This window comes from Streptomyces sp. NBC_00038 (assembly GCF_026343635.1).
Classification (GTDB): Bacteria; Actinomycetota; Actinomycetes; order Streptomycetales; family Streptomycetaceae; genus Streptomyces.
Map to the genome: position 1 here is coordinate 3,477,969 of NZ_JAPELQ010000001.1, position 19,596 is coordinate 3,497,564.

Below are 19,596 nucleotides of genomic sequence, written 5' to 3' on the forward strand. Positions count from 1 at the left end.
TCGCCGTCAGCCGTCAGCCGGGGTGTCCCTGGTCAGCCAGTTGAGGGCCTGGGGCAGCGCGCGCAGCGCCGAGAAGTGGGCCGCGGTGGGCTCGACGACCGTCCTGACCCGCGGGATGCGGTCGGCGAGCCAGGAGGCGTGGGAGGCCGGGGAGAACACGTCCTTCCCGCCGTGCCACAGCATGACCGGCACCCGGATGTCGGCGGGGTCGAATCCCCAGGGACCGGTCAGAGCGAGGGCGTCGTCGATCCATCCGTACGGCGAAGTGCGCAGCGCCTCACGGAAGTTGCGCAGCATCATCGACCTCATGCCGGTGTCCGAGACGATCAGCCGGTCGTCTTCGGTCAGCTCGCTCCGCAGCTCTTCGAGGAGCCGTGCGGGATCGCTCCGGATCGCGGCGGAGCGCGGTATCAGCCGGGCCACGAACCGCTCGGGGTCGGTGGACGCGGTCCGGAACTCGTTCACGTTGGACGGCGCCATCCCTGCGAACCAGTCGAGCCCCTCCGCGTCCCGCGGCGCGAGCCCGACGAGCGCGGCGGCCCGGGTCACCCGGTCCGGCAGCAGCGCGGCGCAGGCCAGCGCGTGCGGGGCGCCTCCGGAGCGGCCGACCACTGCGAACGTGTCCAGTTCGAGCGCGTCGGCGACGACGGCCACGTCCTGTACGACGTCGACGACCCGGCGTCCGGCCTGGCGGTCGGAACCTCCGTACCCGGGGCGGTCGTAGCTGATGAGCCGCGTGCCGCGCTGATACAGGAACATGGAACGCGGCCGGGGTCCGACCCGGCTGCCGGGCGTGCCGTGCAGCAGGAACACCGGCCGGCCGCACGGATCGCCCGAGGTCTCGACCCGCAGGAGCCGCCCGTCCGCCGTCCGCACATGGTCACGCACAGCGCTCCCCCTCCCTCGGTCCGGTGCGGACCGGACAAATGCTGCACGATCCCTGCCCAAACGCCCATGCCATGAAACGAAATCGCAGGTCAACCAGGCTTGCACATCAGCCCAGTTGGCGACCGGGACAGCACCGAACCGCGCCGCCGAAGTTCCGCGTGCCCGGAGTGCGGTCGGCTTCGCGGGCGGGACCCGGCCGCCCCGAGGCCCGCTCCGCCCTCCCGCGCGGGAGTGGCGCGCGGTGCTGCTCTAGCCTGTCGCGCATGAACGTACCGGGGGATGTCGTCGACGGACGCTTCGAGCTGATCGAGCGGCTCGGCAGCGGAGGGATGGGGACGGTGTGGCGGGCCCGCGACACCGTGCTGCGCCGCGATGTCGCCCTCAAGGCCGTGCGGCCGGACGCGGAGGCCTCCGAGGCGGTGCGGGAGCGGGTACTGCGCGAGGCCAGGGCGCTCGCCCGGCTCAGTCACCCGCACGTGGTGACGGTTCACCACATCGTGGACGTGGCTCCCCACCCGTGGATCGTGATGGAGCTGGTGCCCGGCGTCTCGCTCCAGGACAGACTCGACGAGGGACCCCTGACACCCGTGGAAGCGGCCCGCCTCGGCCGCCAGGTGCTCTCCGCCCTGCACGCCGCGCACACCGCCGGCATCCAGCACCGCGACGTCAAACCCGCCAACATCCTGCTGCGTCCCGACGGCACCGCGGTCCTCACGGACTTCGGCATCGCGGCCCTGCACGGCTCGACCGCGCTGACCGCCACCGGCGAACTGGTCGGCTCGCCCGAGTACATGGCCCCGGAGCGGATCCGCGGCCACGACGACGACCCGGCCTCCGACCTCTGGTCCCTGGGACTCGTCCTGTACGTCTGCGCGGAGGGCGTCAGTCCACTGCGCCGCGCCACGACACTCGCCACCCTGGCCGCGGTCCTCGACGATCCGGTGCCGCCGCCGCTCCGTTCGGGACCGCTCGCCCCGGTCCTGGAGGCACTGCTCGTACGGGATCCGGCCGCCCGACCCGACGCGGCCCGGCTGGACGGGATGCTCGCGCAGGTCGAGTCGGGCACGACGCCGAACTGGGCGCGGCCGACGCCGACGGCGGTCCTTCCCCCGCCGCCCGTCGCCCCCGTGCCCACCCGGCCGGACACCCCGCGGCCGCCGGACACCGGGGGCCGGCCGCCGAGCCGTACGAGGATCGCCGTCGCCGTGGCCGCGGTGCTTGCGGTCGCCGCGGCGAGCGCGCTGTTCCTGAGCCTGCGCGACGATACGGGTGACAAGGAGGCGGGTTCGGGCGGAAGCACGGGCGCACCGGCGAGCGGGACACCCACGCCGCCCACGAGTTCCGCACCGGAGCCGACGCCGAGCGACACGGCCGCCTCGCCGACCGGCCCCACCGAGTCGGCTACGCCGAGCCAACCCGCATCCGGCCGCTGGATCGCCCAGCTCTTCTCCGAACCCGTCAGCTCCGGAACCTCCGCACGGGACACGCGTCTTGCCGAGGTCAGGAAGTCCGTACCCGATGCGGTCTTCGTCCGCAGCGACGACTACGCCTCGCTGCGCCCGGGCTACTGGGTGATCTACGCGCCGGGCCCCTTCACCGACGGCCGCGCCGCCCTGTCGTACTGCGAGGAGCACGGCCTGACCACGGCGAACACCTGCATCGGCCGCTACCTGAGCACGAGTTCGGCCGACTACGACCTCCAGTGCCACCCACCGGCCACCGCACCCACGGGCCGCTGCACCCGCTCATGACGGGGCACAACCCCCAAGCAGGTGGCGAGAAGACCGAGGCTGTCGCTTCCTGAACGTGCACCTGGTGCCGGAACTCGCCGACTTCGCCGAGGAACACAGGGACTGGTTACAGATCTTCCAGATGCCCTCCTGCGCACCGGAGTTGAATCCGGCCGGAACACGTCTTCCTGCTTCTCACCGTCCACGGTCCGGGAGCGGGGTGGCGGTGAAGACGTGCTGGGGATCGTAGGACTGCTTGGCCGCGATCAGGCGTGCCGGGTGGGAGCCGTAGGCGTGTGCGACCTGGTCGTCCTGATCCGGCAGGAGGAAGTTGGGGTAGCCGCCCGGCAGGGCGTGTGGTTCCAGTGACGTCCTGACGTCTTCGGCCCATTTCCGGTACGCACTGGCGTCGTCGTCCGGTCCGCGACCGGCTGAAATCTCGACGACGACATGGCTGGTGCGCAGGCCGAAGGCGGTGTCGTCGGCGCCGACGCGGGTGGCGGCGCCGTGGAACTGCCGTAGTCCGATTCCCGCTCCCGGCCCAGGGCGTGCCTCCGCGGAGCTGATGAGGAGGTCGATGATGCCGGGCGTGGGTGCGGTGATGGTGCGGGTGCGCAGGTCCCAGTGCATCCCGTGGGGTACGTGCTGGTCGAACTGCTCCAGCAGGTCTTTCTGCGTGATCGGGCCGACGGTGCTGGTGATCGGGGTGCCGAGCCGCAGGACGTCGGCGATGGCGGCATCGGCGTGCCCTTGCTCACCGGACCAGACGGGCACGGCGAGCAGGCACGGCCCGACATCGGGGACGAAGGTCATCTCCAGCAGGACGGTCAGCCCGTCGGGAGCACTCGCGGTCAGCTCCGCGTACCGGGCCAGCACCGTCGCCGCTTCTTCCCAGGGGAACAGGACCATGCCGCCGACGAGGCCGCGATCGGGGTGGAGGCGGACGTGCATCGTCGTCACCACACCGAAGTTCCCGCCGCCGCCGCGCAGCGCCCACAGCAGTTCGGGGTCGTCCTCGGTCGAGACGAGCCGCCCGTCGGCGAGCACGACCTCGGCGCCGAGCAGGTTGTCGGCGGCCAGGCCGGCCGTGCCCAGCAACAGGCCATAGCCTCCTCCGAGGCTGAGCCCGGCCATGCCGACGACCCCGGCGGTCCCGGTGGCGACGTTCGCGCCGTGCGATGCGGCAGCCGCGACGACGTCACCGGCCAGGCTTCCGCCTCCCATCACGGCGGTGTTCCGCTCGACCCGCACATCACGCATCTCGCCGAGGTCGATCACCAGTCCGCCCTGGCGCAGTGCCCGGCCGGCCCAGTCGTGACCACCTCCGCGCACCGACAGACCGACGCCGAATTCCTGCGCCGCGGTAACGGCTGCGGCGACCTCCGCACCCGTACGCGGCCGCACGACAAGAGCCGGCCGTGTGGTCACCGCACCGTTCCAGAGCGTCGCCGTGCCGGCATACGCCGGGTCACCCGGGCGGTGCACGCGGTCAGCCCTCAACCGCTCCCCGAGACGACGGGAGAGTTCGTCGACCGCATTCGTGGAACACATGGTTTTCCTTCCCGATGTTGTCGTAGTGATCACACTAGGAAGTGCGGCGCCGTCTACGCTTGAACGCCAGTGCCATACCGATGGGACATCAGTGTCGCGGAGAAGGCGAGGCGAGTATGACGGTGCCGGACGAGCCCGGCTCCAGCGGGACGTTCGCCGCGGATGCCACCGCACCCGGCACCGTGCCAGCGCGCTTCGGCCGCTTCTGGCGCGGGTGGGAAGAACAGCTCGGCAAGGAACATCCGGCGCCCGACTTCACGCCAGGGTCCGGTGACTTCAGGATCAGTGCCCGTGCCGTCACGGCGCATGACGCGGTGATCGCCGATGTCCGCAGCGAGTCACTCATCGGTACCCACACCAGCTCACTCCACCAAGGCGACGAGCAGGTGGTGATGCACGTGGTACGGCACAACGCGTGGCGATTCGCCCGGCCGCGCGAGGGCGACCACACCGTCCCCGCAGGGCACTTCATGCTCCAGCGCAACGGCCCGCCGACGTTCGAGGAGGCGCGGCGCACCGCGGCGACGGTACTGCTCCTGCCCGCGTCGCCCTTGTCCCACCTGATCCGGGACCGGCTGATCGCCGGACCGACTTCCTCGGCCGAGGTGCGGCTGCTCCTGGGCCACCTGAACCTGGTCGACCAGACCGCCCGGGACCTCACCGGGGCCGGCGCACTGGCCGCCCGCAACGCCCTTCTCGCGCTGGTCGAGGGGGTGCTGAGGCAGCAGGCGGACGGCACCGAACCCCACCTCGGCCCCGCACTTGCTCAGGCGGCGAAAGACCTCGCGGACAGCCGGCTCGCCGATCCGGACCTCTCCCCCTCGATGCTGGCTCGCGAACTCAGCGTCTCCGTACGCACGCTGCACCGGGCGTTCGCGGCGGTCGAGGAGAGCGTCGCAGGGTACATCCGCCGCCGCAGGCTCGAACAGGCCCGGCTCGAACTTCTCACCCCGGTGGGTAGGCCGAGCGTCGCGGAGCTGGCCGCCCACTGGCAGTTCGCCGACAGCAGCCATTTCATCCGCGCCTTCAAGAGCCGGTACGGCCGCACCCCCGCCGAGTTCGCCCGTACGGCCACCCGCCCAGGCGGGTCACCAGCGCAGTGATTCGAAGCTGACCTGAGCCGCACCGCAAACGGCCCGGGCGGCCCCTGCTGAAGACCGGCCGGTCGCACGCCCCCGAAAGGCGCTTGTCACTCCACTTCGATGCCGCCCTCTCGAACGGCACCGGGAGTCGGCTACGGGGACCCTGGCGTCTCCCCGGACCGGACTTGCACCGGCTGGCTGCCCTGAGCTTGGCGTCCGAGTTACATCGTGCCTCCGTTCCCGCCCGATGCCTCGGACTGCTGGACGTACGTTCAACCTGAGTAGTCAGGTTGAACTCGCGGAGTCCGGCGGTCTGATCGCGTCGTGGTCCATGGTCAGACCGGTGGGTGGCAGACAGCCGTCGACCAAGTGGGGCCGGTACTGGATCTTCTTCGGCTTCCGCTTGATCACGCGGGTGAGGTGCGTGAGGTCGGCGGCGGCGAAGTCGGCCAGCTCCTGGACCAGATGCACGTTCAGGTTGTCCCAGCACCACACCACCGGGGTGCCGAGCTGCAGGTGGGTCATGACGATCAGGTCGCGGTACTGGCGCCAGGAGAACGCCTTCGGCTCGCCCCGCGCCCGTGCCAGATGTGCAGCTTGAAGAAGAACCGGGAGCGGTGTCCGGCGCGGTAGCAGACCACGCCGGCGATGTTGACCCGTCCCCGGTTGCGGCCGCGCACCCGCACCACCGGCCGGGCTCCGCGCGGTGCCCAGGTGTGTCCCTTCGGCGGCCTCAGCCCGTGGCCTGCCTCGTCCTCGAAGCAGATGTGGGCGCCCAGGTCCGCCGCGGTCCTTTTACCTGCGGCCACACCTCGGCCTTCCACATCTCGATCGCCTCGTCGTCGAGTTCGATGGCCCGCGCCAGGGGCACCTGCGCGGACCAGCCTTGCCGCCGCAACAGCTTCCACACGCCCTGGATCGTGTACCCGACGTGGAACATCCGCCCGATCAGCAGCTTGACCCGCTTCAGCGACCACCCCTGGAACTCGCCGTCCCAGCCGTGCGCGAGCGGGCCCCGCTTCAACTCCCACTCCCGCCGCCAACGTCGCACCGACCGCGACGTCACCCGAAGCTCCCTCGCATCGGCCTCGGTCTTCTCACCGCGAGCGAACCCCCATGCGCGTACCGCATGACGACGTCGTACCGCAGCGATCAAGATCCGTCACTGGCCACCGGACTCCGCGAGTTCAACCTGAGTACCACGGACGCGTCGGTTAAAAACTCGAAAAAGTTCCGCCAAAGATGGAATATCGACGGAGTCCACCGTCGCCGCTTCCCCCCGCACAAGGGTGGGTGCGGCATGTATGTTTGGAGCAATCCGCCGTACCCCGGCGGGCATCATGATGCCAGGGGGAGTGCAGAATGCCAGTCACCGATCGGCAACGAAAAGAACTCGCCTCCTTCCTTCGGAACCGGCGCGAACGGCTCACACCAGAGGCCGTCGGTATCAGGAATTCATATGGCCGCCGCCGCACCCCGGGCCTGCGCCGGGAGGAGCTCGCCCAGCTCGCCGGGGTGAGTGTGACGTGGTACACCTGGCTCGAACAAGCCCGCAGAATCCGGGTGTCGAGCCAGGTTCTGAGCGGACTCGCACGCGCCCTGCGGCTCGACACGACAGAGACCGGGCACTTGTTCCGGCTGGCCGGTGAGTTACCACCCGCCACACAGGATCCCCGGTCCAGGGAAAGCATTCCCGCGCAATATCTGACGTTCCTCGAATTCCAGGATCCATTGCCCGCCTTCATCGTCAACAACCGTTTCGACGTGCTGGCGTGGAACCATGGATTCTGTACGCTTTTCCCCTATTTCGAATCCCTGGAACAGAGCCGCCGCAACACCCTCGTGATGATGTTCGACGAGCGGGCCCGGGAAATGCATCCGAACTGGGAGCAGGACGCGCTGGAGACCGCCGCGCTGTTCCGCGCCCAGGCCGCCGGTCAACTGGCCCAGCCCGATTACGCGAAGTTGATCGACGACCTGCAGGGCGAGCATCCGGAATTCCGGGAACTGTGGGAGCGGCTCGATCTCGCCCCGCCCGTCCCCTCCGTACGCTGCTTCGACCATCCGACACTCGGGCGGATCGAACTCGGCTATGTGAAGCTGCGTCTCTCGGGCGCGGACGCGACCATGGTCGTCTACCAGCCCGTCCTGGACAGCCGCCTGCTCGCACGTTTCCGCGATCTGGTCGAGGAACGGATCAGGGTGCGGCTGCATTCGGCCGAGGCTCAGTCCTGAGGTGTTCCAGCGCGGGTCGGCCAGATCCACGTCCGGATAGCGGGATCGGTCCAGTACAGCTCGGTCTCCGCGGCCGAACAGGGCCGGCGCAGATAGGCGCCCTCACAGCGTGCCGCCGCCATCGACGTGCAGCACCGCACCGGTCACGAAGGTGTTCTGCAGGACGTGCAGCACCGTGGCCGCGACGTCGTCGGGCTGCCCGATGCGGCCCACCGGAGTGCTCTGCGCGGTCTGCTCGAAGAAACCGGCACGGGCGTCGTCGGGCAGGAAGGACCACAGCGGGGTGTCGATCAGGCCGCCGACGACGACGTTGACGCGCACCGGGGCGAGCTCGACGGCGAGGGAGCGGCCCATGCCTCCGATGCCCGCGTTGGCCGCGGCGGTCGCGCTCATGTCGGCGTACGGCTTGAAGCCGGCCCCACCGGCGATCAGGACGATCGAGCCCTGGCCGGAGATCTTCTTCCCGGCGTGCCGGACGCTCAGGAGCTGCCCGACGATCTTGGTGTCGAGGGCTGCGCGTACGGCGTCGAGCGACACGTCGTAGACGGAGCCGACAGCCATGTCGCCGGGGCAGACGACGAGGTGGTCGAGGGAGTCGATGTCCGCGAAGAAGGCGCGCACGCTCTCCTCGTCGGTGACGTCCACGACACCGGTGGTGATGCCGTCGATCTCCTTGGCGGTCTGCTCCAGCTTGTCCTGGGAGCGGGAGCCGACGACGACCTGCGCGCCGGCGGCGGCTGCCTGGCGGGCCACCGCCTTGCCGATGCCGGACGAGCCGCCGATCACCACGACGCGGGCGTCGGAGAGCGAGGCGGCGGATACGGATACGGAAGAAGCGGAGGAAGTGGACAAGGTCGTCTCCTGGTCACGAGCGATTGGTCATGAGCGATTGGGTGGTGACCCGCCGGGGCAGAAGTGAAAGCCCGGCCGCTCATGACGCTGTCAGCTCGCGCGAGGCGCAGGGAGGCGAGGATTCATGCTAGTTGGAATACCACCTGGCTAGGCCTTCGCAAGCGCGCCACCATGGGTTGTCGACGGGCGCCACGGCTCGCCCGGCGCAACGGTCGGGAACTTCCGCCCGTGGAACCGTTCAGGGCTCACCGCGACGGCTCGGGAAAGATCAGCCGGAGTCGTTGGACTCGGCCCTTCTCACGGAACATGAGCCAGGCGATGGTCGGCGGGCAGGGATTGGTGGCGCCGATGGGGTTGGTGACGTCCATTTCCCAGATGGTGATGTCGCGGCTGGCCACCACATGTCGCACGTACTGGTGTACCCCGGATTCCAGCATGTGCCGCATGACCGGGACGGGATGGGTGCGTTCCCCCGGCCGGCTGAGTGGGCCGACCAGTTCGGTTTCCGCCGGCCACAACTCGGAGATCTCCCGGGGCAGGGCGCCGCGTTCGGACGCCTGAAGGGTCTCCACGGCCTCGTGTCTGCTCTCCTTGGCGAGCGCGGCGGCGTCGTCGTGTGTCCGCGTGGCGGTCGACAGCAGCACCTGGGCCATTTTCCCCCTGGCCTGGTTGAGCCGGCTCCGCACCGTGCCTACCGGTACCTCGCAGACGGCGGCGATCTCCCGGTAGGAGGTGACACCGCTGAAGTGCCGCAGCATCAGCACCAGTTGGAGCTGCGGCGGCAGTTCGTCCACCGCGTCCCAGATCCAGTCGCGCATCGCGTGTTCCTCGATGAGCCGCTCCGGTTGCGGGGGCGCCTCGTCGCGAAGCCGCAGGTGATCGAGGCCGTCGAGGCCCGGCGTCTCCCGGGTTTCGCGCAGGCGCGTGCGGGAGGCGTTGCGGACGATCGCCCGCAGCCACGCTCCCACCGCCGTCGGATCCCGTACGTCCCCGATGCGCCGCAGCGCGGTCAGCGCGGCGTCCTGCACCGCGTCCTCCGCGTCGGGGCCGTAGCCGAGCAGGCTCAGCGCCACCGCGCGCATCGGCGCCTGATGGCGGGCCAGCAGGAGACCCAGGGCCGCGGTCTCGCCCGCCTGGGCCCTGCGTGTGAGTTCCTCATCCGTGGGCGGGTTGAGGGACACCATGAACTGAACGCCTCCGTGCGGACGAGTCACGAACCGTGTGCAGTCTGGAACATACGCCGGGACGGGCCCTCGGCGTCCGCCATCGCGAGGATCGCCTTCCCTCGGGCTCGTACGCGGCGGAGGTCGTACGACGGGAGCGGTCGTACGACGAGGACGGTCTACCCGGTCACGGTCATGACCGGCGCCCGGTCCGGCAGTCGCTCCTCGGCCCGGGCGGGATGGACCTTCGTGAAGACGGCGGGGCCGAGGAGACCGGCGACATGGGCGGCGATGCCCGCCCAGGCCGGGGCGTCCACCGCGTCGCAGACGGCCAGGCTGACGCCGATGAAGGTGAAGCCTGCGCCCCAGGCACCGGTGATGCGGTTGTTGACCTGGACCTGGCTGAACTCCGGCATGTCCCAGTACTCGCGGGGTGTCCGGCGCTCGGCGATGCCCAGCGTGAAGGGGCGGCGGATCACCAGGCTTCCCCAGGCGGTGGCGGCCAGCCAGGCGAAGGAGATGACGTCGGTGTGGTCCGCAAGGACCGAGTCCGGGTCGGTGACGGACACGGCGCCGACCACGACGAAGTACGCCATGGTGCTGATCTCCAGGATCAGAACATCCGGGTCGACGCCGCTCCGGCGGTCCTGGATCACGAGCAGCAGGCCCGAGGCGAGGCCGCCTATGGCGCCCCAGCGCCAGTCGAAGGACGAGACGACGCCGGCGACGATCCAGGGGACGAATCCGCGCAGATAACCCATTGAATGTTCCTCGGTGAAATGAAACGGACGGCTGCGGAGAGGTGCTTTCCGCAGCCGCCCAGTGACGGACGCCGACTAGATGCAGAGCGGCCATCGAAGTTCGAAGATCAACGTATGGCGCTCGTCACAGTCCTGGCGTCCTTCCACCCCGTACTGACTAGGGATTGCAGCTGACACGGACCTCGCCACTGCAGGAGTCGACGCCCGTGCCGCCGTTCAGCCGGTCGAAGCCCGGACCGCCGATCAGCGAGTCCCGCCCTGCGTCCCCGAACAACCGGTCATTGCCGAGGCCGCCGCCCAGCACGTCGTTGCCGAGGCCACCCCGCAGCGTGTCGTTGCCCGCACCCCCGTTGAGCGTGTCGTTACCGGCGACGCCGCTCAGTATGTCGTCGCCCGCACCCCCGTTGAGCCTGTCGTTGCCGACGCCGCCATTGAGCTGGTCGTTGCCCGCGTCGCCGTTCAAGGTGTCGTTGCCGGCGCCGTCGCTCAGCGTGTCCCTGCCCGCGCCGCCGGACAGCACGTCGTTACCGGAGCCGCCGTTGAGCACGTCGATGCCGTCGCGCCCCGAGAGCCGGTCGTTCCCCGCGCCGCCGCGAAGCAGGTCGCGGCCCGAGCCGCCGATCAGGGTGTCGATTCCGGTACCCCCGTTGAGGGTTGTCGGGATGAAGACGTTCGTGCTGACACCGACGGAGTCGTTCAGGTTGAGGGTGTTGACCACGATCCGCTGGACCCCCACGCACCGCACCCTCGTCACATCCGCGCCGACGCGCTGACAACCGGCCCCCGGAGTGATCCGGACGCGGTCGTCGAGCACATAGGTAGCCACCCCGGTACGGCTGACGCTGACCTGGTTGACCTGGTTGACGCGCGCGTCGTACGTGAGTGTCCCGTTGGAGACCGAGGCGCCGCCGGGTGCGGCGGGCGCGGCGGGCAAGGCCGCGGCCGGCATCACCTGGGAGGCGGCGACGGCCCCCGCCGCGATCGCGGTGGCCAGCACCATCTTGTATGTGTTGCGCATTTCCGATTCCCCCTGTGGGTGTGTCCGCCGCGGCACCCCCCGTGGACGCCGCCGTCGGACCCCCACAGCCTCACGTCCTCCCTGTGGCAACACATCGGGAGAATCCTTACCTCCGCCCGCCTCCCTACCTCATATGTCCATTGACGGGCGGGGCCCCGGGTCCTAGCTTCGGCCCCGATGCCGAACCCCTTGTACTCCTCACCGGTGATGGTGGGACGGTCCGTGGAACTGGCCGTTCTGGACGCCGCGCTGCACCGCGCCGCCGGCGGCGAGGGACGGCTGGTGGTCGTCGAGGGCGACGCAGGCATCGGCAAGACCCGGCTGGTGGACAGCTTCGCGCGGGCCGCCGCCGAGCGCGGGGTACGGGTCCCGGTGGGGTACTGCCCACCGCTGGTGGACGACGTGCCGTACGCGCCGATCCTGGACATCCTGCGCGGCCTCGACGCCTCACCGGCGTCCGCCCGGATCCGGGACCGCGGACGCTTCTTCCGCAGGGTCGCGGATCTGCTCGCCGGACAGGGCGAGACCACCGTGGCGGTCGTCGAGGACCTGCACTGGGCCGACGGGTCCACCCGTGACCTGCTCGCGTTCCTCTCCCGCGTACTGCGCAAGGACGCCGTCCTGCTGGTCGTCACCGTGCGGGGCGACGAGCTGGTACCCGGCCATCCGGTCGGCGCACTGCTCGCCGAACTGACCCGCGACCGGCAGGTGGACAGGCTGCGGCTGCTGCCGCTGACCCGTGCCGAGGTGGAGCGGCAGGTGTGCGAACTTCTCAGGGAGCGCGCCTCCGCGTCCCTCGTGGACGACCTCTTCGGCAGAGCGGAGGGGAACCCCTTCTTCACCGAGGAACTGCTCGCCGCCGACGGCGGGACCGGCCGCCTTCCGGCGACCGTGAGCGATGCGCTGCACGCCCGCTTCGCCCGGCTGGGACCCGCCGCGGGACAGGTGCTGCGTGCGGCCTCCGTGATCGGCCGCTCCAGCGACCACCTGCTGCTCGCCGCCGTCGCCCGCCTCCCGGACGACGTACTGGAAGAGGCGCTGCGCGAGGCGGTGGACCACTTCCTGCTGGTCCCGACGTCCGACGGCTACCGTTTCCGCCACCAGCTGGCGCAGGAGGCGGTGCTCCGCGCGGTGCTGCCCGGCGAGCGTGCCCGGCTGCACGGCCGCGCCGCCCGGGCGCTCCAGGACCGCGGGTGCCCGTCGGCGGACGATACGCCGGCGAACGCGGCGGAGCTGGCCAGGCACTGGGAGGCCGCGGGCGAACCCGCGCAGGCACTGGCGGCCGCCCGCCTGGCGGCCGACCTCGCGGAAGGGACCAGTTCCCCCGCGGCGGCCCACGTCCAGTACGAACGGATGCTGCGGGTGTGGCCGGGGACCCCGGGCGCGCGGGTGCCGGCCGATATGACGCGTCATCAACTCCTGCTCGACACCGCCGAGTCGGCCGCCGCCGCCGGGAACAACTCGCGAGCCGTGGCCCTGGTCTCCGAGGCCCTGCTGGACGTCGACAGGACCGCCGAGCCGGCGCGTGCGGCCGTACTCCTCGAACGCCAGGGCTGCTACGCGCTGACCTCAGCCGACCAGAAGACCTCCCGTACCGCGTACGAGGAAGCGGCCCGTCTGGTGGCGGGTGCGCCCGCCTCGCCCGAACGCGCCCGGGTACTGGAGGCGATGGCGCAGGGCCTGATGCTGCGCTCCTACGACGAGGAGGCGATCGGTTACGCCGAGCAGGCCATCGCCGACGCCCGGGAGACCAGTGCGGGCCCGGTCCTGTCGATCGCGCTGTCCATCCTGGGATCGTGCCGGATCAAGCTCGGGCAACTGGATGAGGGCCTGGCCGTGCTGGGCGAATCGCTCGCGCTCGCGCTGGAGGTCAATGACCCACCGGCGGCCGGGCAGGCCTACCTGTCGCTGTGCGAGTCGCTGGTGTCCGCCGGCCAGTTGCGAACAGCGCTGGAGTGGGCCCACGAGGGCGCCCGCCTGACCAGGGAACTCGGGCTGACCGGAACGATTGCGCCTGCCCTCGAGTCCAGCGCGGTACGTACGCTGGTCCGGCTCGGGCGGCTGAGCGAGGCCTCGGACCTCGCGGAGCTGGCGCTGAGTGAGGTCGTGGAGCGCTTCTACTGCCAGCAGATCGAACTCCAGCTGGCCGGGCTGGAGATCAGGCGCGGGCGGCTGGTCACGGCCGGGGAGCTGCTCGGCGGACTCGACCCCATCTTCACGGCCGAGGACGTGCTGTTCAGCGCCGGCACGCTGCGGTGGCGGGCCGAACTCGCCGTCGCCCGCGGTGACTGGGCGGACGCGCTGGCACTGGCCGAACGGGGACTCGGTTCGCGTCATACGAGCGGATACGAGTCGCTCGGTCCGCAGTTGTGCGCCATCGCCGTACGCGCTGTCGCCGAGATGGTGGAGGAGGACCGCGGCCGCCGTCGCCCCGACCCGACCGCGGCGTCGGCGGAGGCGGAGGCCCGCCGGTTCGCCGATCTCGCGGATTCACTGGTCGCGCAGGTCCGGGCACGCGGTGGCCGGCCCTCGCCCGACCACCTCGGCTACGCGCTGCTGGCCCGCGCCGAGTGCTCCCGGCTGGACCCGGCCGGGCCGGATCCCGGCCTGTGGGAACGGTTTTCCGCGGACCGGGACCGGGAGCTGGACCCCTACCTCGCCGCATACGCACGCCTCCGCCACGCCGAGGCGCTCCTCATGTCCCGCGCCCCACGTGCCACCGCCGCACCCCTGCTGTACGCGGCCCACCGCAGCGCCCGCGAGATCGGCGCCGAGCTGCTGGCCCGTGACATCGGCGACTTCGCCGGGCGCGCGGGCATCTCCCTCGACCGGCCGGTCCCGACGGACCCCGCCCGTGCAACGCCCGGCGCCGGATTCGGCCTGACCGACCGCGAAAGCGAAGTCCTCCGCCTGCTGGCGCGCGGCCTGACCAACGGTGAGATCGCCCGCGAACTGTTCATCTCCGCCAAGACCGCGAGCGTGCACGTCTCGGCGATCCTGCGAAAACTCGGCGTGACCAGCCGTATCCAGGCTTCCACGATGGCCGGCGGGATCCTGGGCGACGACAGCCGGGACTGACGTCGGTCTCCCTACCCCGCTGAACGACCATCCCGTCTGGCCCGTTCGATGTCGGCGGCCGGATACGGTGTCCGCTTGCTCACCGTGATCAGGCCGTGGTGGAACCCGTCCACCACGACGGCGGCCCGGGCGTGCCGGTCGATGATCGCGGCGATCGCGGGCGGGACCTTGTCGGGCCTTTCACCCGCGATCCAGTTGTGCAGAAACGCCGCGTGCTCCGCCTTGCCGCGCAGGCCGTCGGGCAGATGGTGGCGAAGCAGGTGGTTCACGACGTAGCAGCCGTCGTACGCGAGATGGTCGGTGAGGAACTCGGCCTCGTCCGGCGCGAGTTCGAACCCGGAGCTCAGGGCGAGGCCGAAGTCCGCGAAGTAGATCAGCCGGCCGTCGGTCAGGACGTTGTTGAAGTGGGCATCGAAGTGGACGAGCCCGCGGGAGCTCATGAAGGCGGCCCCGCGTGTGAGGGCTTCCGCCGCCCACGCGTACCCCGGGACGTCCTCGCCCGCCGGAGTGGACTTCCGTCGGTCGCCCAGCCACTCGGCAAGAGTCCCTGGGACGTGTTCCAGGAAGATCACAAGGCTCGAGGAGGACCTGCCGATGGCCTCCAGCCGCTCACGCACGGCCGGGGCGCCCTCCCAGTGCGCGACCGCTCCGTCGATGCCGCCGAGACCGTCGGCGAAGCCCTGGGGAGGAGAGTCCGGCAGGACTCGCCAGTGGTACATCAGCGGAAAGCCCTCGTACTCGTTCCCGAGAACCCAGTTGGTGGTCATCGTGTGCGCGGCCAGCTCGCGCCAGGCCCCGAATCCGGCCGAGCCCACCCCGTACTGGTAGAACATCGGCAGCCCGAAGAGGTTCGCCGTCGACCGTACGTTCTCCGGCCGCGTCTCGACGTCCGTCAGAGGGACCCGCTTGACGAAGACCCGGGTCCCGCCCACCTCTAGCTCGGCCGACCTGCCCCCGATGCCGGACCCGAGAGGGGTGGCCGCGGCCACGACCTCGCCGAGCCGGCGATCGCTCAGCAGCGACAGGTGCGTGGAAACGGCTCCGTACGTGGCGATGCGTGCCGCATACCGCTGGTCCGGGTGGTCCGGGTGGTCCATCAACAACTCCTCATTGCTCGGACCAGCCGGCCCGTCCTGAAGCACACCGCGCGTCCGCCCTCAGGCCCGCGCGGGACGCAGCCTGCCCACCACGACGTTGCCGAGGCGGTCCAGGCCGACCACGGCGGCCGCGATCAGCGCGAACTCGACCGTCATCAGGGCGATCTGGCCGGCGACCCAGTCGTACCCCTTCGTCGTCGGATCGAGGAAGAAGTACGGGTACGGGGTCGCGAAGTCCGGGAACAGGGCCGCCCGTACCAGTACGAGGGTGGCGTAGCCGAGCGGGAAGGACAGCCACAGGGGGACGTCCCGCCAGCGCACGGCGTTGCGGGGTTTCAGCAGTACCCAGTCCAGCAGGACCATGACCGGCGTGACGTAGTGCACGAGGAACTGCGCCCAGTGCTGCAGCCGGTCGGGGCCGGAGACCAGGCCGGGCAGCGGGTTCGCCCCGTGGTTGAGGGTGAAGTGGGCGACCAGTCCGGTGATCGTGATGTACAGGACGGCGGCGCCGCGCAGCCGGGGCGCGGGGGCCTCGGTCGTGCCGCGCCGCACCATCCAGTACACGGCACCGATGAAGTAGCCGAACACGATCACATTGCTGTCGACGGTGAAGTAGACGAGCGAGCTGGTCTCCAGCGCGAGCCCGGTCCCGGCCGCGAGTACGACGGCCGCGCGCCACCACAGCGCGGGGTGGGTCCACAGGGACATACAGACTCCAGTCGTCCGGCCCATCAGGCTTTCGGCATGCTGCACCGGGTGCGGTCCTGCCCGGTCGCCGCACCTTACCCGCCGGTACCTTCCCGGTGCCCTGAAAGCGGTGAACGGTGTCTGCCCCGGGGGACCCGGGGGCCTCAGGCGCGCCGGAAGAGGTGGTTGAGCTCCGTCTGGGAGAGCTGGTCGTCGGCGTAGGAGAAGGTGCCACGCTCCGCCAACTCCCGTGCGCACTCGTCGAGCCCACCGCCGACCAGGAGCACGTCGGTCCGGCCGACCAGGACGAACGGCTCGCCGCCGGCGTCCACGGCGGCCCGGGCGGCCCGGATGCGGTCCACCGCGAGCGCCTCGTCGTACAGCGGCCGGGTGCGGTCGCCGGTGAAGTCCTCGATGTTGCCGCCGGCGGCGCCCGCCGCGAGCGTCAGCGAGACGGTGGTGACCACCGTGTCGGGCGCCTCGCCGTACCCGTCTTCCAGGTCCGCGCTCACGGGCACCGTCACCCCGTCGGCGATCTCACGCACGCGAGCCCTTCCTCGATCAACTCGGGGAGAAGGTACGCCTCCACCCCGCCGGCAGGAACCCCGATCCGCCGTCGCCGCCGTGGCCCGAGCGGTCGCCGGGGACCCTCGCCGGCCTCTGCCCCCACCCGACCAGCGACGAGCGGCTACGGTCATGGCTTGTGCGCGTGAGATCCCTGATGTCCCTGTCCGCAGTCCCACGGCTCGCCAACGCGGTCGTCGTCGGAGCAGCCGTCGGTGTGGCCGTCGGTTCGTCGACCGATGTACCGCTGGGCATTCTCGCCGGTGTCGCCGCCACCGAGACATGCTTCGTGGTGGTCGGCTGGATCGTGCTGTGGCCGATGGACGCCGAAACGACCCGCCGAAACGCTCGACGCGAGGACCTGCGGCCCGTCACCGAAGAGATCGCCGTGGTCGTGGCCGCCCTGTGCGGCCTTGTCGGCATCGTGGTGTTCATGCTCGGCAACTCCGACAACACCCATGCGGCGACGGCTCTCATCGGTGTGTTCATGGCCTGGGCCGCACTGCACCTGATGTACGCCACCCGGTACGCGTACCTCTACTACCTGGCATCCGCGGGCGGAATCGACTTCAACTCCGAGCGTCCGCCGGCGTACCGGGACTTCTTCTACTTCAGCTACAACCTGGGCATGACCTACCAGGTCTCCGACACCGACGTCTCCAGCACGACGATCCGCTCGGTGGTCCTGCGCCACACCCTGCTGTCGTACGTCTTCGGCACCAGCATTCTGGCCACCGCCATCAACCTCGTCGCGGGAATCTTCACTCGTTGAACGTCTTCAGCACGGTCGCTTATCGGGTGACGCCGACGGGCTGCGCGACGCAGGAGGGTTCCAGGTAGGGCGTGATGTTGCGCCAGGCGCGCTCGATGTACTCCTCCTTCTCGCCGACCGGGGCGACATAGTGCAGCGCGCTTTCGGCGGCGTCGTGGCCCTCAAGGCGGGCGATGATCCAGGCGGCGAGGTAGTGCGAGGCCAGGCAGCCGCCGGCGGTGGCGATGTTGTCCTTGGCGTAGAAGGGCTGGTTGAGCACCTCGACGCCGGCGGCGACGACCCAGGGCTTGGTGATCAGGTCGGTGCAGGCGGGGATGTCGTTGAGCAGACCGAGCCTGGCCAGCACGAGCGCGCCCGAGCACTGAGCCGCGATGAGCTGGCGCGTGGGGTCCAGGCGGCGCAGGACGTTCATGATCGCCGGGTCTTCTACGACCTCGCGGGTGGCGATGCCGCTCCCGACGATGACGGCGTCGGCGGCGCACGCCTCCTCAAGGGTGGACATCTGCTCGATGACCACCCCGTTCATCGACGTCACCTTGGGACTGGGGGTGGCGATGGTGACGCGCCAGTCGTCGGTCTTGATGCGATTGAGGACACCGAGCGCGATCAGGGAGTCGAGCTCGTTGTAGCCCTCGAAGGTGAGGATGGCGATGTGCGGCACGGCGGCTGTCCTTCCGGGTCGGTGGTCGGTGGTTCTTGACGGTAGGAACCACCGACCAGGACAGTCAAAGAATTGTCATGGATACAATCCGGCGCATGGCACCCTCGCGGTACAAAACGCTGGTCGACGCGCTCGCGTCCGACATCCGGAGCGGGCGGCTCGCCGCGGGCGCACGGCTGCCGACCCACCGTGGGCTCGCCGCCCGTGAGGGCATCGCCGTGGTGACCGCGACCCGGGTGTACGCCGAGCTGGAGATCATGGGTCTGGTGAGCCGGGAACAGGGCCGTGGCACGTTCGTGCGCGACATCGCGGTTCCCGCCGGTCACGGCATCGACCAGCAGGTCGTCGCCACGGACGCGGTCGACCTCAACTTCAACCATCCGTCACTGCCCGGACAGGCCGACCTCCTCCGGCAGGCCCTGCGAGAGGTGGCCGGCGCCGGTGACCTCGACACACTGCTGCGCTACCAGCCGCACCGAGGGCGCCCCCAGGACAGAGCCTCGATCGCACGGCACCTGAGGCGCCGGGGAATCACCACGGACGCGGACCGGATCCTCATCACCAACGGAGCGCAGCACGGCCTCGCCATCACCGTCATGGCCACGCTCAACGCCGGTGACGTCGTCGCGGTCGACGCACTCACCTACCCGGGCTTCAAGGTGCTCGCACACGCCTTCCATCTCGACCTGGCGCCCATCCCCGCAACCGCCGACGGGCCGGATCTCGACGCCCTCGAGAAGCTGTGCGCCACCCGCCCCGTCCGGGCGATCTACACCATGCCCACCCTGCACAACCCGCTGGGCTGGGTGATGCCGGCAACCGACCGGACCCGCCTGATCAAGATCGCCCGGCAGCACGGTCCGCTCATCATCGAGGACGCCTCCTACGCCTACCTCGTCGAGGACCCTCCACCGCCGCTGGCCGCGACCGCGCCGGACATCACCGTCTACGTCTCGGGACTGTCCAAGAGCGTCGCCACCGGCCTCCGGGTCGGCTTCGTCGTCGCCCCGCCCTCCGCGGCGCCGTCGCTCGAACGCGCGATCCGGGCGACCACCTGGAACACCCCCGCCCTCACCACCGCCATCGCCTGCCGCTGGCTCGACGACGGCACGGTGGACCACCTGGAAGCGCGGAAACGAGACGACGCCAAGGCCCGCCAGGCGATCGCCGGACAGGAGCTGGCGGGCCTGCCCCTCACCAGCCACCCCTCGTCCTACTTCACCTGGCTGCCGCTGCCCGACGACGCACGCGCCGACCGCCTGACGGCCACCCTCGCGCGTCAGAACATCTCGGTGGCCACGGCCGAACCGTTCTCCACCACGACGCACACACCGCAGGCGATCCGCCTCGCTCTGGGCTCGACCGATCCGGACAGTCTCCGGTCGTCGCTGCGCACAGTGCGACGAGTCGCTGTCGAGGACGCCCACGCGTGAAGCAGGTGGCGGGGACGACGGGCC

General features: G+C 70.4%; 18 protein-coding genes. 6 read left to right on the plus strand and 12 right to left on the minus strand.

Features of this window, described 5'->3' with window-relative positions:
* Window positions 1–6 precede the first annotated feature (6 nt).
* Window positions 7–888 (minus strand): alpha/beta fold hydrolase, encoded by an 882-nt coding sequence (locus OG219_RS15815; protein WP_266827022.1) that lies wholly within the window; start codon window positions 886–888, stop codon window positions 7–9.
* Window positions 889–1,151: 263 nt separating this feature from the next.
* Here OG219_RS15815 and OG219_RS15820 point away from each other — a divergent pair, with 263 nt between their 5' ends.
* Window positions 1,152–2,639, plus strand: a complete 1,488-nt coding sequence (locus OG219_RS15820) for a serine/threonine-protein kinase (RefSeq protein WP_266827024.1) — start codon at window positions 1,152–1,154, stop codon at window positions 2,637–2,639.
* A gap of 174 nt (window positions 2,640–2,813) precedes the next feature.
* On the opposite strand, the gene OG219_RS15825 is transcribed toward OG219_RS15820, so the two are convergent.
* Complete coding sequence (locus tag OG219_RS15825) at window positions 2,814–4,169, minus strand: FAD-binding oxidoreductase (protein WP_266827026.1); 1,356 nt, start codon at window positions 4,167–4,169, stop codon at window positions 2,814–2,816.
* 116 nt (window positions 4,170–4,285) lie between these two features.
* On the opposite strand from OG219_RS15825, the gene OG219_RS15830 reads away from it, so the two are divergent.
* A complete protein-coding gene (locus OG219_RS15830; RefSeq protein WP_266827028.1) occupies window positions 4,286–5,272 on the plus strand; it encodes a helix-turn-helix domain-containing protein in 987 nt (328 codons plus the stop codon).
* 264 nt (window positions 5,273–5,536) lie between these two features.
* Here OG219_RS15830 and OG219_RS15835 read toward each other — a convergent pair whose 3' ends face one another.
* Together OG219_RS15835 and OG219_RS15840 are read right to left on the minus strand one after the other, a co-directional pair.
* Complete coding sequence (locus OG219_RS15835) at window positions 5,537–5,776, minus strand: hypothetical protein (RefSeq protein ID WP_266827030.1); 240 nt, start codon at window positions 5,774–5,776, stop codon at window positions 5,537–5,539.
* 208 nt (window positions 5,777–5,984) lie between these two features.
* On the minus strand, window positions 5,985–6,317 hold the full coding sequence (locus OG219_RS15840) for a winged helix-turn-helix domain-containing protein (protein ID WP_266827032.1): 333 nt from the start codon (window positions 6,315–6,317) through the stop codon (window positions 5,985–5,987).
* 296 nt (window positions 6,318–6,613) lie between these two features.
* Between OG219_RS15840 and OG219_RS15845 the strand changes: the two genes are divergently transcribed.
* Entirely contained in the window at window positions 6,614–7,486 is an 873-nt protein-coding gene (locus OG219_RS15845) for a helix-turn-helix transcriptional regulator (protein ID WP_266827034.1), read from the plus strand.
* A gap of 102 nt (window positions 7,487–7,588) precedes the next feature.
* On the opposite strand, the gene OG219_RS15850 is transcribed toward OG219_RS15845, so the two are convergent.
* The 4 genes from OG219_RS15850 to OG219_RS15865 form a co-directional block, all read right to left on the minus strand.
* Complete coding sequence (locus OG219_RS15850) at window positions 7,589–8,338, minus strand: SDR family oxidoreductase (protein ID WP_266827036.1); 750 nt, start codon at window positions 8,336–8,338, stop codon at window positions 7,589–7,591.
* Window positions 8,339–8,583: 245 nt separating this feature from the next.
* The gene (locus tag OG219_RS15855) at window positions 8,584–9,522 is read right to left on the minus strand and encodes an RNA polymerase sigma factor (RefSeq protein ID WP_266827037.1); all 939 of its coding nucleotides are present in this window, start codon (window positions 9,520–9,522) and stop codon (window positions 8,584–8,586) included.
* A 158-nt stretch (window positions 9,523–9,680) separates the two neighbouring features.
* Entirely contained in the window at window positions 9,681–10,262 is a 582-nt protein-coding gene (locus tag OG219_RS15860) for a hypothetical protein (protein WP_266827038.1), read from the minus strand.
* A 157-nt stretch (window positions 10,263–10,419) separates the two neighbouring features.
* Window positions 10,420–11,280, minus strand: coding sequence for a calcium-binding protein (locus OG219_RS15865; protein WP_266827040.1), 861 nt, complete (start codon window positions 11,278–11,280; stop codon window positions 10,420–10,422).
* A gap of 177 nt (window positions 11,281–11,457) precedes the next feature.
* Between OG219_RS15865 and OG219_RS48135 the strand changes: the two genes are divergently transcribed.
* Window positions 11,458–14,358, plus strand: coding sequence for an AAA family ATPase (locus OG219_RS48135; protein ID WP_323183279.1), 2,901 nt, complete (start codon window positions 11,458–11,460; stop codon window positions 14,356–14,358).
* An 11-nt stretch (window positions 14,359–14,369) separates the two neighbouring features.
* On the opposite strand, the gene OG219_RS15880 is transcribed toward OG219_RS48135, so the two are convergent.
* The 3 genes from OG219_RS15880 to OG219_RS15890 form a co-directional block, all read right to left on the minus strand.
* Window positions 14,370–15,455, minus strand: coding sequence for a protein kinase family protein (locus OG219_RS15880; protein WP_266827042.1), 1,086 nt, complete (start codon window positions 15,453–15,455; stop codon window positions 14,370–14,372).
* Window positions 15,456–15,515: 60 nt separating this feature from the next.
* Window positions 15,516–16,163 (minus strand): Pr6Pr family membrane protein, encoded by a 648-nt coding sequence (locus tag OG219_RS15885; protein WP_266827044.1) that lies wholly within the window; start codon window positions 16,161–16,163, stop codon window positions 15,516–15,518.
* A 143-nt stretch (window positions 16,164–16,306) separates the two neighbouring features.
* On the minus strand, window positions 16,307–16,687 hold the full coding sequence (locus OG219_RS15890) for an isocitrate lyase/phosphoenolpyruvate mutase family protein (protein WP_266827046.1): 381 nt from the start codon (window positions 16,685–16,687) through the stop codon (window positions 16,307–16,309).
* 176 nt (window positions 16,688–16,863) lie between these two features.
* On the opposite strand from OG219_RS15890, the gene OG219_RS15895 reads away from it, so the two are divergent.
* Window positions 16,864–17,478, plus strand: coding sequence for a DUF1345 domain-containing protein (locus OG219_RS15895; RefSeq protein ID WP_266827048.1), 615 nt, complete (start codon window positions 16,864–16,866; stop codon window positions 17,476–17,478).
* Window positions 17,479–17,497: 19 nt separating this feature from the next.
* Here the strand turns inward: OG219_RS15895 and OG219_RS15900 are convergent, their stop codons facing one another.
* Window positions 17,498–18,139 (minus strand): DJ-1/PfpI family protein, encoded by a 642-nt coding sequence (locus OG219_RS15900; protein WP_266827050.1) that lies wholly within the window; start codon window positions 18,137–18,139, stop codon window positions 17,498–17,500.
* 95 nt (window positions 18,140–18,234) lie between these two features.
* Between OG219_RS15900 and OG219_RS15905 the strand changes: the two genes are divergently transcribed.
* On the plus strand, window positions 18,235–19,572 hold the full coding sequence (locus tag OG219_RS15905) for a PLP-dependent aminotransferase family protein (RefSeq protein WP_266827052.1): 1,338 nt from the start codon (window positions 18,235–18,237) through the stop codon (window positions 19,570–19,572).
* Window positions 19,573–19,596: the final 24 nt, after the last annotated feature.

Coding starts and splice junctions, on each gene's coding strand:
- OG219_RS15820 (WP_266827024.1), top strand. CDS start 1,152: ATGAACGTACCGGGGGATGTCGTCGACGGACGCTTCGAGCTGATCGAG.
- OG219_RS15825 (WP_266827026.1), bottom strand. CDS start 4,169: ATGTGTTCCACGAATGCGGTCGACGAACTCTCCCGTCGTCTCGGGGAG.
- OG219_RS15830 (WP_266827028.1), top strand. CDS start 4,286: ATGACGGTGCCGGACGAGCCCGGCTCCAGCGGGACGTTCGCCGCGGAT.
- OG219_RS15835 (WP_266827030.1), bottom strand. CDS start 5,776: ATGACCCACCTGCAGCTCGGCACCCCGGTGGTGTGGTGCTGGGACAAC.
- OG219_RS15845 (WP_266827034.1), top strand. CDS start 6,614: ATGCCAGTCACCGATCGGCAACGAAAAGAACTCGCCTCCTTCCTTCGG.
- OG219_RS15855 (WP_266827037.1), bottom strand. CDS start 9,522: ATGGTGTCCCTCAACCCGCCCACGGATGAGGAACTCACACGCAGGGCC.
- OG219_RS15860 (WP_266827038.1), bottom strand. CDS start 10,262: ATGGGTTATCTGCGCGGATTCGTCCCCTGGATCGTCGCCGGCGTCGTC.
- OG219_RS15865 (WP_266827040.1), bottom strand. CDS start 11,280: ATGCGCAACACATACAAGATGGTGCTGGCCACCGCGATCGCGGCGGGG.
- OG219_RS48135 (WP_323183279.1), top strand. CDS start 11,458: ATGCCGAACCCCTTGTACTCCTCACCGGTGATGGTGGGACGGTCCGTG.
- OG219_RS15880 (WP_266827042.1), bottom strand. CDS start 15,455: ATGGACCACCCGGACCACCCGGACCAGCGGTATGCGGCACGCATCGCC.
- OG219_RS15885 (WP_266827044.1), bottom strand. CDS start 16,163: ATGTCCCTGTGGACCCACCCCGCGCTGTGGTGGCGCGCGGCCGTCGTA.
- OG219_RS15895 (WP_266827048.1), top strand. CDS start 16,864: ATGTCCCTGTCCGCAGTCCCACGGCTCGCCAACGCGGTCGTCGTCGGA.
- OG219_RS15905 (WP_266827052.1), top strand. CDS start 18,235: ATGGCACCCTCGCGGTACAAAACGCTGGTCGACGCGCTCGCGTCCGAC.